The organism is Rhodococcus sp. FW305-130 (assembly GCF_058788335.1).
The window spans coordinates 473085-485456 of record NZ_JBYTAP010000002.1; the positions used below are offsets into that span (position 1 = coordinate 473085).

10 protein-coding genes are annotated in these 12372 nt (G+C 63.9%); 5 read left to right on the plus strand and 5 right to left on the minus strand.

Annotation, left to right across the window (positions count from 1 at the left end):
• Positions 1 to 40: 40 nt before the first annotated feature.
• Both AC3WQS_RS08365 and AC3WQS_RS08370 read right to left on the minus strand, forming a co-directional pair.
• The gene (locus AC3WQS_RS08365; protein WP_492712709.1) at positions 41 to 1441 is read right to left on the minus strand and encodes an alpha/beta-hydrolase family protein; all 1401 of its coding nucleotides are present in this window, start codon (positions 1439 to 1441) and stop codon (positions 41 to 43) included.
• Positions 1438 to 2112 (minus strand): hypothetical protein, encoded by a 675-nt coding sequence (locus tag AC3WQS_RS08370; RefSeq protein ID WP_492712710.1) that lies wholly within the window; start codon positions 2110 to 2112, stop codon positions 1438 to 1440. The genes AC3WQS_RS08365 and AC3WQS_RS08370 overlap by 4 nt, the downstream gene beginning before the upstream one ends.
• 164 nt (positions 2113 to 2276) lie before the next feature.
• On the opposite strand from AC3WQS_RS08370, the gene AC3WQS_RS08375 reads away from it, so the two are divergent.
• The 4 genes from AC3WQS_RS08375 (at position 2277) to gatB (ending at position 6907) form a co-directional block, all read left to right on the plus strand.
• Positions 2277 to 3551, plus strand: a complete 1275-nt coding sequence (locus AC3WQS_RS08375; RefSeq protein ID WP_060938659.1) for a sensor histidine kinase — start codon at positions 2277 to 2279, stop codon at positions 3549 to 3551.
• 9 nt (positions 3552 to 3560) lie between these two features.
• Complete coding sequence (locus tag AC3WQS_RS08380) at positions 3561 to 4223, plus strand: response regulator (RefSeq protein WP_007729374.1); 663 nt, start codon at positions 3561 to 3563, stop codon at positions 4221 to 4223.
• A 115-nt stretch (positions 4224 to 4338) separates the two neighbouring features.
• Positions 4339 to 5370 carry an ATP-dependent 6-phosphofructokinase gene (locus AC3WQS_RS08385; protein ID WP_019747919.1) on the plus strand — a complete coding sequence of 344 codons (1032 nt, stop codon included), beginning with the start codon at positions 4339 to 4341 and terminating at the stop codon, positions 5368 to 5370.
• A 25-nt stretch (positions 5371 to 5395) separates the two neighbouring features.
• Positions 5396 to 6907, plus strand: coding sequence for an Asp-tRNA(Asn)/Glu-tRNA(Gln) amidotransferase subunit GatB (gene gatB, locus AC3WQS_RS08390; protein WP_492712711.1), 1512 nt, complete (start codon positions 5396 to 5398; stop codon positions 6905 to 6907).
• 89 nt (positions 6908 to 6996) lie between these two features.
• Here the strand turns inward: gatB and AC3WQS_RS08395 are convergent, their stop codons facing one another.
• Positions 6997 to 8043 (minus strand): NAD(P)-dependent alcohol dehydrogenase, encoded by a 1047-nt coding sequence (locus AC3WQS_RS08395; protein WP_019747921.1) that lies wholly within the window; start codon positions 8041 to 8043, stop codon positions 6997 to 6999.
• Positions 8044 to 8183: 140 nt separating this feature from the next.
• Entirely contained in the window at positions 8184 to 9314 is a 1131-nt protein-coding gene (locus AC3WQS_RS08400) for a PQQ-dependent sugar dehydrogenase (RefSeq protein WP_141487424.1), read from the minus strand.
• Positions 9315 to 9404: 90 nt separating this feature from the next.
• Here AC3WQS_RS08400 and AC3WQS_RS08405 point away from each other — a divergent pair, with 90 nt between their 5' ends.
• Positions 9405 to 10232: a DoxX family protein gene (locus AC3WQS_RS08405; RefSeq protein ID WP_019747923.1), complete on the plus strand. Its 828-nt coding sequence runs from the start codon at positions 9405 to 9407 to the stop codon at positions 10230 to 10232.
• A gap of 68 nt (positions 10233 to 10300) precedes the next feature.
• Here the strand turns inward: AC3WQS_RS08405 and AC3WQS_RS08410 are convergent, their stop codons facing one another.
• On the minus strand, positions 10301 to 11836 hold the full coding sequence (locus AC3WQS_RS08410) for an amino acid permease (RefSeq protein ID WP_019747924.1): 1536 nt from the start codon (positions 11834 to 11836) through the stop codon (positions 10301 to 10303).
• Between the last annotated feature and the right edge of the window lie 536 nt (positions 11837 to 12372).

Below are 12372 nucleotides of genomic sequence, written 5' to 3' on the forward strand. Positions count from 1 at the left end.
TTTATTAACCCCCCGCGGTTAATAAAGGCGCACAGCAGTTTCAGGAGCAAGTCCCCAAAGCTGTTCCCTGATCGGTTCCGTAGCGGTGGCCGTGACCGGCGGGTACACCGAGCGAACCGAGCATGTCGACGGTGGTCTGCAAGAACGTGACGCCCGGGATCCACTGCGGGATCGGGCCGTCTTGCACGGCACGGCTCAGATCCGGCTTCTGCGTCGCGAGGGCGGGGGACCACCACACCACTGGGTCGGACGTGTTCGCTAGGACGGTTGCGCCGTCCGTCCGTGTCGCGCCGGCCGGGGGACCGGCCCACAACACGTCGCACGGGGCGGTGGCACTGCTCTCGGTCAGAGCCTCTGTCAGTGCGGCGCTGCCGCCGACGGCGCCGAGGCTCTGTCCGTAGAGGAACAGGTCCGGTCGCTCTTCGGCAGGCATCGCGGCAATGTGGCTGCCGACAGCTGTGAACAGGGCGGTGGCTGATTCTTCGGCGTCGTCGCGGCTGAACAGGAATGTCGCCCAACTGGGTGCGTCGGAGTATTGCTGCCCGACTATCGCGACGTCTCCGCCGAACCGTTGCTCGATACCGTCGACTGCGTGGGTGTCGATCCAGCCCGAGCCGGTCGGAACGGCCACCACGACGCTGTTGCGGGCGAAGCCGCCGACGCGATCGAGTTCACTCACGGCGAGAGCGGCACGCGATGCGGTATCGGGTGCGGAATCCACACCGGCGTAGACGCGCACCGAGTCTTCACCTGCAGCGATGAATTTGCGTCCCTCCGCGCCCATCGAGGTCCACGAGATGAGCGATTCGGAGCTGCCTGTCGCAGAGGCCGAAAGTGGCTGTGTCAGAGCGGTGTCGATGTACGCGTTGGACTTGTCGAACGAATCGGCGAGGCCGTTCCAGACGGCGGGACCGACGACCAACTGCACGCCGAGGACTCCCATGACCAGTGCGCCCACGCTCCGCGCGAAACCCATCCACCGCAGCGCCTTCGAAAGTCCGACCCCGAGGCCCCAGAGTGCAAGGGCGGTCAGCGAGGCAATGCACCCCGCCTCCACCCAGTGGATCAGCCCGGCAGGCGGTACGCCCATCGCTGCTCGCAGCGAGTTCTGCCAACCGGCGGCGGCGAACATCGCAACTGCGGTGCCGGCAGTCGACAACCCGAACGCGGTGATGCGCCAATGACGTTCGTCGAATCGGGCCTTGACCCGGTCGGGGACGAGCCGACGGGCTACCGCGGAGAACGCCCACATCGCCAGTAGCCCGACCGCGACGAGCAGACCGCTGAATACCCCTTGGAGTACGGCTGATCTCGGCAGGAGTCCGGGAGCTAGCGAGATGGCGGACGTCGCTGCCACGGCGACGCTCGTGGACACCCGGGGGAGTGCGAGCGCCCCGACTCGGGCGAGGACGGGGGTCCGTGACGCATTCAGAACGCTCATGCTGCAATCGCTTTCGGGGAGAAGGAGAACTCGTTCGACGGATCGAGGTGCCGCGATCGCATCAGGGTGAAGCCGAGGGCGGAAACTGCCAGAACTCCGGCCGTGCCGTAACCGAACCCCGATTCTGCGACTGGTGTCAGATAGCCTTGGCGCCAAGAGTTTCCGTTCACAGCAGTGACTGCTACATCGGCCATCGCGAAGCAATACCCACGTGAGAGAAAGGACGTACGGTCTTCACAGGCCGCATGCATTCGCTCGTCGAGCTGACCGTCGAGGACCTGACGGGCCCACGGCCCCAGTTCCGTTCCGTGCGAATGCGCGTAGCGGAGTAGGTCGTACCCGAGATCGTGTGCTTTGCAGGCCGAGTCGAATTCGTCGGGAAGCGGAATCGGTGACGAGCAGTCGCCGTGGGGGTTGGCGAGGTATCCGTTGACGACGGTAGGCGTGTAGCCGGCAAATGCGGCGAAATCCGACGGGATGGTGGTCGCAGCATCAGAGGCATCCGCGGTAGTCACAGTGGCGATCGCCCTGGATGCGTTCGAATTCTCGGTGCGCGGCGGCTCGGCTCCGCTCGCTCCGGCAGTGACGGTGATCGCTGCCGTTGCCGCCAGCGCCAGGGCAGCCCAGGTGCCGGCGCTTCGAGAGAGGTCTTTCACTCGTGTGATCCGCATGCCGTTCACGCTATGAACGGACAATCCTGGCGGTCATCGCTCTGGAGAGGGGTTCTCCGACGTGCGATCGGGTGAGAATTCCCTCCCCTGTGATACCTCGGAGGTAGGGGGATCTCACTCTGCAGTATGAGGACTTTCGGGGTTCGCCTTCATAGGCTTGACGGGTGATCAAGGTCCGAAGGAAGAACAGAGGCGCACCGGGTGTGCCCGCGCCGACATACACCACTGCCGGGTCGGTGCTGTCCGGCCTCGACGGGGCGGTCGTACATTCGGAGAAGGTGCGCCGGGCAACCAGTTTCGTGGCCCGCGGTCAGTTCTGGAACATCGTCATCGTAGTGATCACTCTGATCCTCTATTCGATTGCCTGGCCGACACTGCAACTGACGCATCATGTTTCGCCGCCGATCATGCCGTTCGTCGCCGCGTTGGCCGCCTTTCCGTTTGTCCTGATCCGGATCAACGCTCCATTGGGGTGGGCGGTGTCGGCGGTGTCGGCACTGATCATCCCGTTGGTGTTCGACAACACGACTGGTTACGACTACCCGTGGCAGGTCGTCCACATCATCGTGCTGATGTCGTTGCTCGCCGCGGTGAGTCTGCGGGCGCCCATTCAGGTTGTCGGCGTCGCCTGGATCGCCACGGTGCTGCTTTTCCTCGGCAACGCTCCGGGAAGCGACGGAGCCGGTTGGGCTGTCGGATTGAGCGCGCTGGTGGTCTTCTGCCTGCTGATCCGCTGGTTGGTTCTCTCTCGTCGTCAATTGGCCAAGCAGGAAGAAGTCAGTGAACTCGAGCGCACTCGGCGAACGATCCTCGAGGAGAAGGCGCGGATCGCCCGCGACTTGCACGACATCGTGGCCCACCACATGTCGATGGTGGTCGTGCAAGCGCAGAGTGCGCCGTACCGACTCGATGCGGTCACTCCCGAGATCCGGACCGAATTCGAATCGATAAGTGAGACAGGGCGAGCAGCGCTCAACGAGATTCGTGGTCTCCTCGGAGTGCTGCGCAGCGACGGTGACTCCGTGGTGACGGCCCCGCAACCGGGCGTCGATCAATTAGACGACCTGCTGCTCGGCAGTACCCGTGCCGGACTTCCGGTGTCGTGGCGAGTCGACGGAGATCGAGCGTCGGTCTCGGAATCCACGGGCCTTGCGCTCTACCGGATCATTCAGGAGTCGATTACCAATGCGGCCAGGCATTCACCAGGCGGACCCATCGAGGTCGCCGTGGCGTTCGGCCCGCAATCGGTGAGCGCGCTCGTGAACAACGGGCCTTCGCCACTGGGTGGCAATCAGCACTCGGCGTCGGAAACCACTGGTGGCAACGGAATACGCGGAATGCGTGAGCGGGCTTCGGCGGTGGGCGGCATGCTGTTGGCAAACCGGCGCGAGGACGGAGGGTTCGAGGTCCGGGCCGAGTTGCCGTCGATGCCCGCCTAGGCTGTCCGAGTGCCCATCACAGTATTCATCGCAGACGACCAGGCGATGGTTCGACAAGGGTTCGGAGCCCTACTCTCCGCCCAGCCCGACATCAGCGTGATCGGCGATGCGCCGGACGGCAAGATCGCCGTCGCCGAGGTCGCGCGATTGCGTCCGGATGTGGTGTTGATGGATGTTCGTATGCCCGAGATGAACGGACTCGACGCTGCCCGCCAGATTCTGTCCGCCGGATGGGAACCGCCGGTGCGAGTCCTCATGCTCACCACTTTCGACATCGACGACTACGTCTACGAGGCCCTGAGCGTCGGAGCGAGCGGGTTCATGCTCAAGGACGCACCGGCTGAGGAACTGATTCGGGCGGTGCGCGTCGTCGCCGAAGGGCAGGCCTTGCTGGCGCCGACGGTGACGCGTCGCCTGATTGCCGATGTGACCAGCCGGCGGGCCGCACCGCGCGCACGGCCCGCAGCGCTCGATGCGCTGACCCCGCGTGAGCGCGAGGTCCTCGAACTGATCGCCCGCGGATTGTCCAACGTCGAGATTGCCGAGCGGCTGTTCGTCGCCGAGCAGACCGTCAAGACCCATGTCGGGAAGGTGCTGTCCAAGCTCGATCTGCGCGATCGCGCCCAGGCGGTCGTGTTGGCGTACGAAAGCGGGCTCGTCACGCCGGGTTAGTGGCCCAGTGCGGCGCGGCGTTGCGGCTCGGCAACGCCGCTATCCTGCGGCAATACGGTGACTGGGGGAAGATGGACACCAAGATCCACAATCCGGTCACGAGAGGTGCTGCACTATGCGAATCGGAATCCTCACGGGCGGCGGCGACTGCCCGGGCTTGAACGCGGTCATCCGCGCCGTCGTACGTACGTCGGCCGGTCGTTACGGCAGTACCGTGGTCGGATTCCGGGACGGCTGGCGAGGATTGCTCGAGGACCGCAAGGTCCCGCTCGACTCCGATGACCGCATCAACCGCATCCTCACCCGCGGCGGCACGATCCTCGGCACCGCTCGCGTGAACCCCGACAAACTCCGTGCGGGCCTCGATCAGATCAAGCAGACCCTCGACGACAACGGGATCGACGTCCTGATCCCGATCGGCGGCGAAGGCACACTCACCGCGGCCAGTTGGCTTTCCGAGAGCGGCGTACCCGTGATCGGTGTGCCCAAGACGATCGACAACGACATCGACTGCACCGACGTGACTTTCGGGTTCGACACCGCCTTGGCCGTCGCCACCGACGCCATCGACAGACTCCACACCACGGCTGAATCGCATCAGCGCGTCATGCTCGTCGAGGTGATGGGCCGGCACGCGGGCTGGATCGCGCTGCAAGCCGGACTGGCGTCGGGGGCACACCTGACTCTGGTTCCGGAACAGCCGTTCGACGTCGACGAGGTGTGCGCGATGGTCAAGAAGCGCTTCCAACGCGGCGACTCCCACTTCATCTGCGTCGTCGCTGAAGGCGCGATGCCCGATCCCGCGTCGATGACCCTGCGCGAAGGTGGCATCGACGAGTTCGGCCACAAGATCTTCACCGGCGTCGCGCAGCAGCTCGGAAACGAGATCGAGCGCCGCATCGGCAAGGAAGTTCGCACCACCGTCCTCGGACACATCCAGCGCGGTGGCACCCCGACGCCGCACGACCGCATCCTCGCCACTCGCTTCGGGGTTCATGCCACCGACGCAGCTCACCGCGGAGACTTCGGTCAGATGGTCGCGTTGCACGGAACGTCCATCGACCTCGTTCCGCTCGCCGAGGCGACCCGCAAACTCAAGACGGTGCCCAAGGAGCGCTACGAGGAGGCAGCCGCATTCTTCGGCTGAGCCGCAGACGCATAAACTGATCACCATGACTGCTGTCGATGCGCCCGACATCCTCGATTACGACGAAGTACTGACCAAGTACGAGCCTGTGATGGGTATGGAGGTGCACGTAGAACTCGGCACCGCGACCAAGATGTTCTGCCCGTGCCCCACCGAGTTCGGTGCCGAACCCAATACCCAGGTGTGCCCGGTCTGTCTGGGCATGCCCGGTTCGTTGCCAGTGGTGAACGCAGCCGCTGTCGAGTCCGCGATCCGGATCGGCCTTGCGCTCAACTGCTCCATCACGCCTTGGGGCCGATTCGCACGCAAGAACTACTTCTACCCGGATCAGCCGAAGAACTACCAGATTTCCCAGTACGACGAGCCGATCGCAACCGAGGGATACCTCGACGTGATCCTCGACGACGGGACGACGTGGCGTGTCGACATCGAGCGCGCACACATGGAGGAGGACACCGGTAAGTCCCTCCACGTCGGTGGCGCTACGGGCCGTATCCACGGTGCGAGCCACTCACTGCTCGACTACAACCGTGCGGGTGTGCCGCTGGTGGAGATCGTCACCAAGACCATCCACGGTGCCGGTGAGCGCGCTCCCGAGGTTGCCCGCGCCTACGTGACGGCGCTTCGTGATCTGCTCAAATCACTCGACGTCTCGGACGTGCGGATGGATCAGGGATCGATGCGCTGCGACGCCAACATCTCGCTGATGCCGATCGGCGCCAAGGAACTCGGAACGCGTACCGAGACCAAGAACGTCAACTCCCTCAAGAGCGTCGAGGTCGCAGTTCGCTACGAAATGCGCCGTCAGGCAGCAGTTCTCGACGCCGGCGGCGAGGTCATCCAGGAGACCCGCCACTTCCAGGAAGCCGACGGCACCACGGCCGCCGGACGCCGCAAGGAAACGGCCGAGGACTACCGCTACTTCCCGGAACCGGATCTCGAGCCTGTTGCTCCGAGCGCCGAGTGGGTCGAAGAACTGCGCGGCACCTTGCCGGAGCTTCCCTGGATTCGCCGCGCGCGGATCCAGAAGGACTGGGGAATCTCCGACGAGGTCATGCGTGACCTCGTCAACGCCGGCGCCATCGATCTGGTGATCGCGACCACCGAGGCCGGTGCTTCGCCCGAGGCAGCGCGCTCCTGGTGGCTGTCCTACCTGTCGCAGCAGGCCAACACCCGCGGCGTCGAACTCGGCGCTCTGCCGATCACCCCGGCGCAGGTTGCGCAGGTCGTAGCTCTCATCGACAGCGGCAAGCTCAACAACAAGGTCGCTCGCCAGGTCGTCGATCACGTCCTCGGCGGCGAGGGTGACCCGGAGCAGGTTGTCGCGGCCCACCCGGAGCTGGTCGTCGAACGTGACGAAACCAAGCTCAAGGCAGCCGTCGACGAAGCACTCGCGGCCAACCCTGACATCGCGGACAAGATCCGCAGTGGCAAGGTCCAGGCCGCCGGAAAGATCGTCGGCGACGTCATGAAGGCCACCCGAGGACAGGCAGACGCGGCTCGTGTGAAGGAACTTGTCATCGAGGCGTGCAGCTAGCGCACACTGAATTTCTGACACTGATGCCCGGCCGAATCGAATTCGGCCGGGCATCAGTGTTTTTCCGCTGTCGTTCTACCGCTGTCGGTCTACAGACCAGGGACCACAACCGCACGGCCGCTGAGCGTTCCGGCAGCCAGTCGTCGATACGCTTCGGCACCGTTGTCGAGACTGAAGGTCTCCACCGCGATGTCGAAGATGCCGGCGTGGGCGAGGTCGATCAATTCGATCAACTCGTTGCGGGCACCCCAATACGGAACTGTCACCGAAGCCTCGTAAGGACTTTGGAAGAACCCGACTTTGGCGTGGGCCTGGCCGTCCCCGATCCCGACGATCGTGACGTCTGATCCGACGCCGGCGACAGCCATCGCGGTGTCGATGGTGGGCTGGTAGCCGACGAAGTCGAGAACCAATGCGGCGCCTTGACTTCCAGTGATCTTGCGGACGTTCTCGGCCGCGTCCTTGTCGGACAGAACCACTTCGTGAGCGCCTACCTTGGTTGCCAGTTCGAGCTTGTCCGCGCTCACGTCCAAAGCGATGACCGTTGCCGCCGAGAGGTGACGGAGGAGCTGAATAGCGACGTGGCCGAGACCGCCGGTACCAATGACAACCGCGAACGAGCCTCCGCGAAGTTTCGGCAGAGAACGCTTGATCGCGTGATACGGCGTCAGACCGGCGTCGGTCAGCGGCACCGTCTTGACCGGGTCGAGGTCACCGATCGGGACAAGGTGGCGAGGAGAATCGACGATCATGAACTCGGCCAACGCGCCGGGTGCACCGAGACCGGGAGGATTGATTCCGAGTTCTTGGGCGCGAGAGCAATAGTTCTCGAGTCCTTGTGAGCAGTGCCAACAGTTGCCGCAACCCCAAGGCCCGTAGACGACGACATTGGTTCCGATGTCGAGACCTTCGACACCCTCGCCGACGGCGGCGACCTTGCCTGCGCCTTCGTGGCCGAGCGTGAGCGGAAGGCCGTAGGTGTACTGCTCTTCGGGCAGGCTCATGATGAAGTCGTCCGAGTGGCAGACGCCGGCAGCGGTGACTTCCAGGAGCACTTCACCTGGACCGGGCTCGGGTTTGGGAATCTCCGTGAGTTCGGGTTCCGCGCCGATTCTCGTGTACTGGATTGCCTTCATACCGACTCCTTTGTCGTGGTTGGCCAACCGCTCCTGGCACATGCGGGGTGTTTAGCCCCGCTAACAAAAGAGTACGCATCTGTGCATGTTCGGTCACGGGATCCGTGACCGAACAGACATGGCGCTTCGGCGATCGCGGCTCAGTCGATCCCGCCGCTGCCACTCGGCATCGGGATCTTGACCACCTTGTCGTCGTTCGGCCCCGGCTCGCCCGCGGTCTTGTTGATCGTGCTCGCCCACATCAAACCGTCGGATCCGAGCGCCAAACCGCCCAGTTGGCCGTACGTGTCTTTCGCCACTGCCGACGGCGCGGTGGTGATCGCTCCCGTTCCGGGGTCAGCGGCCAATGCGGAGATCGCTTTGCCGGCCCCCAGCGCGACAGCTACCACTCCCTGCGCTGCGATGCACCCGCCGACTCCGGGTCGGTCGGGCCACGTCCACGCGGGGGATGTCACCGTGCCGTCGGCGCCGACGCGTTGGAGGCGATCTTCGAGAGTGGTTCGGTCGGTGACCCACGTCGCGATGCCTGGATCGACACATACGCCGCCGCCGTTTCCGATTCCGGACAGAACAACTTCCGGGCGAGGCGGCGCAGCGTTTGGCGTCAACGATCGGACTCGCAACAGTTTCCCCGCCAACGAGCCGGGATCCTGAGCAACCGCAGGGTTGCCGGTATCGCCTGTCAGGACCATGAGCTGGTCCGGGGCCGCGAACTCGAGTGATCCGCCGTTGCCGCTTGCACCGCGTGGGATTCCACCGAGGACCTCCTTGGCGGTGTCACCGGGAGCAATGCGGACCACCCGGTTGTCGGTTCCGGTGGTGACGTAGGCATAGATCAGGTTGTCTTCGACAAATGTGGGGGAGAGGGCGATGTCGAGCAGTCCGCCGTCGCCGCTACCGTCGACGTCGATTTTGGCAACCTCGACCGGCGTCGTGTTGGGGGCTACCTGCATGATTCGGCCGGTTCGCCGTTCGGCCACCAGTCCGGAGTTTCCGTCCGGGAGTGTGACGAGGCCGCCGGTGGTGTCGAGACAGGTTGCGATCACGGCGGTGTCGGCGTCCTGACACGGACCGAGGGGGCCGGTCCGCGGCGCCGGCGGCGTGGTCGACGGCGGTGGGTTCTCCGGCTGCACTTCGGCGCTTGCCTGGTTGGTCGGTTCGGGTGTGAACGGCGAGGCAGTCGATTCGTCGAAGTCCGCGCAACCTGCGAGCAACGATGTCCCGAGCACCAGAGCCAGTGCGCCCAGCGCTGCATGCCTACCCGTAGTCATGCCCAAGACGTTACGTAACCCACGGCAGATGCCGCCACGCCGGACCAAGGTTCCCCGTCGAGTTCGTGAATCGGTCATAGGCTCACCTACGTGACTGACGAGCGAAAAGATCCCAGCGAGTTGTCGGATGCGGACAAGCCGACGGGCAACGTGTCCAGTCCGTATGACTCGCCCACCGAACAATTTCCGACGGTGAGCGCCAAGAATCCGTTGCCGCGGACCGACGACGATCTCGATTTCGGTTCCACGAACGCCAACTCGCTGACCGAACAGATACCGACATACCGAGCGCCGGGCGCGGATCAGCCGACAGTGGCTCTCGAGCGAGAAACGGCGTACGACGCTCCGATCACCGCCGTCCCCACCGCCGAAGCCGTGGCAGGGACCACCGAGACTCCGCGGGGCCGAGGCACTCTCGACCTCGGTTTGCTTGCACTGCGTTTGGCCGTCGGCGGAACAGCACTGGTGCACGGTCTGCAGAAGTTGACCGGTATCTGGAACGGGCCGGGTCTGGGCGGTTTCGAGACGATGCTGGCGGATGCCGGGTTCCAGCAGGCGAAGTGGATGGCGATCCTCGGCGCCGTCGGTGAGGTCGCAGGTGGCGCCCTCCTGATCCTGGGGTTGCTGACTCCCGTTGCGGCAGCATCGGTTCTGGCCGTGATGATCAATGCGTGGGCGCTGCGTCAGGCGAGCGCACCTGGACTGGAGTACTTCGCCCCGGCCGGTACCGAGTACGAGATGCTGCTCGGAATCTGTGCGGGCGTCATCATTTTGACGGGTCCCGGCCGTATTTCGCTCGACGGTCGTCGTGGCTGGGCAACCCGCCCGTTCGTCGGATCGCTCGTGGTCTTGATCCTCGGCATCGCTGCGGGCGTCTGCACTTGGATCTTCCTGAACGGTGCCAATCCGCTCATCTGAAACTCGCGCCGTCGAACAAACGAACCGCCGCTCTCCGAATCGGAGAGCGGCGGTTCGTCTGTGAAGGATCAGTCCTTGACGAGTACCGGGTCGGCGTTCGCGGACGGGATGGCTGTTCCGTCCTTGAGCTTGCGACCGAGGACCGACTTGCGGTGACCGTAGGCGAAGTACACGAGCACACCGATGGCCATCCAGACGAGGAACCGGATCCAGGTCTCGACCGAGAGGTTGAGCATCAGCCAACCGCAGGCGAGCACGGCGACGATCGGCACGAAGGGCACCAGTGGGACGCGGAATCCGCGCGGCAGGTCGGGGCGGGTGCGGCGTAGGACGATGACACCGACACAAACCAGGACGAATGCGAACAGCGTTCCGATGTTGACCATCTCTTCGAGCGTGCCCATCGGGAAGAAGGCTGCCAGGACGGCGACGATGCCACCGACGATCAACGTGATGCGCATCGGGATGCCCTTGGCGTTGGTCTTGGCCAGGCTGCGCGGCATGAGGCCGTCACGGGACATTGCGAAGAGGACGCGGGTCTGGCCGAGCATCATGACCATGACAACTGTCGTGAGGCCGGCCAGGCCACCGAAGTTGATGGCGGTTTGTGCCCAACCGATTCCGTTGGCCTCGAATGCGGTTGCGAGGGTGGCGCTGGAATCGCCGACCAGAGGACTGCCGTCCTTGAGTTCGGTGTACTTGACCATGCCGGTCAGGACGAGTGTGACGGCAACGTAGAGAACGGTGACGATGGCGAGCGAGCCGAAGATTCCGCGTGGCAACGACTTCTGCGGGTTCTTGGTTTCCTCGGCCGTGGTGGCGACGACATCGAAGCCGATGAAGGCAAAGAACACGAGGCTGGCTGCGGCGAGCAATCCGTAGGCGCCGTAGCTACTTCCGCCTGCACCGGTCAGCCAGGAGAACAAGGTCTGATGGATTCCGCTTGCAGAGCTCTCGGATCCTTCGGACGGCGGGATGAAGGGAGAGTAGTTCTCCTTCTTGATGTAGAACGCGCCCACGACGATGACGAGCAGGACTACTGCGATCTTGATCGCGGTAATGATCGCGGAGACTCGCGAGGAAACCTTGGTGCCGATCGCGAGAATCAGGGTGATCGCGCCGATGATGAGCAGGGCGCCCCAGTCGAAGCTGATCGACCCGATGTGGGCGGTGGTGCTGCCGCTCGCCCCGATGACGTTGCCGAGGTACAGCGACCAACCCTTGCCGACGACGGCGGAGGCGAGAGCAAACTCGAGGATGAGGTCCCAGCCGATGATCCAGGCTGCGAACTCACCGAACGTCGCGTAGGAGAACGTGTATGCGCTGCCTGCGACTGGAACGGTGGAGGCGAACTCCGCGTAACACAGCGCGGCAAGGCCACAGGCGATCGCAGCGAGAACGAATGCCAGTGAAATCGAGGGTCCTGCGACATTGCCTGCGGTTCGAGCAGTCAGCGTGAAGATGCCTGCGCCGATGACGACGGCGACTCCGAATACCGTGAGGTCCTTCGCGGTCAGTTCCTTCTTGAGCTTTGTCTCAGGCTCGTCGGTGTCCGCGATCGATTGCTCGACGGATTTGGTGCGCCATATGCCGACTCCGGGCATGTATTGCTCCTTGGTTGTTTCCCGTCGACCTTGTGGGTGGCGGGCGGTGGCTGACTGTCGTCGTTGTGATGTGCGTCTCAGCGACCTGATGAGGGAACCACTGGTGAGCGCCGTGTGCAAGTCAGCTCGCTCGAACTGACCGAAATGATCACCTGACTGGAAGTCATCCCCCCTCATGTATCTGAATTGATCAGCTGGTGTCTGGAACCCTACGTCCAAGTGAATTCGCTCACGAGCCGGACGCGCGATTCAGTCTGAAATGTCTGATAGCTCATATCGTTCCGTTCGTGCTCCGCGTGTCGGCCGACTATTCGGTACCTGTCGGTCGGTCTTGTGGTCGATGAGTCTCACCGTTGCGGTACGTCCGTACCAGAATTATGTATATGTGTATCCGCGCAAGATGGCTGACAGGCCACTGAACCCACTACGACGCAGTGGCGTTCGGTGGTGGTACTCCGACGTCTCTCGACGCTTCCGAACTCGACCGGATGTGCGATGTCGCGGAATTCCGTATGGGCGCTGACCTTTCATCCGTT

Excerpts from the sequence above, each read along its gene's own strand:
- AC3WQS_RS08410 (WP_019747924.1), bottom strand. The coding sequence starts at position 11,836 with ATGCCCGGAGTCGGCATATGGCGCACCAAATCCGTCGAGCAATCGATC.
- gatB (WP_492712711.1), top strand. The coding sequence starts at position 5,396 with ATGACTGCTGTCGATGCGCCCGACATCCTCGATTACGACGAAGTACTG.
- AC3WQS_RS08370 (WP_492712710.1), bottom strand. The coding sequence starts at position 2,112 with ATGCGGATCACACGAGTGAAAGACCTCTCTCGAAGCGCCGGCACCTGG.
- AC3WQS_RS08385 (WP_019747919.1), top strand. The coding sequence starts at position 4,339 with ATGCGAATCGGAATCCTCACGGGCGGCGGCGACTGCCCGGGCTTGAAC.
- AC3WQS_RS08400 (WP_141487424.1), bottom strand. The coding sequence starts at position 9,314 with ATGACTACGGGTAGGCATGCAGCGCTGGGCGCACTGGCTCTGGTGCTC.
- AC3WQS_RS08395 (WP_019747921.1), bottom strand. The coding sequence starts at position 8,043 with ATGAAGGCAATCCAGTACACGAGAATCGGCGCGGAACCCGAACTCACG.
- AC3WQS_RS08365 (WP_492712709.1), bottom strand. The coding sequence starts at position 1,441 with ATGAGCGTTCTGAATGCGTCACGGACCCCCGTCCTCGCCCGAGTCGGG.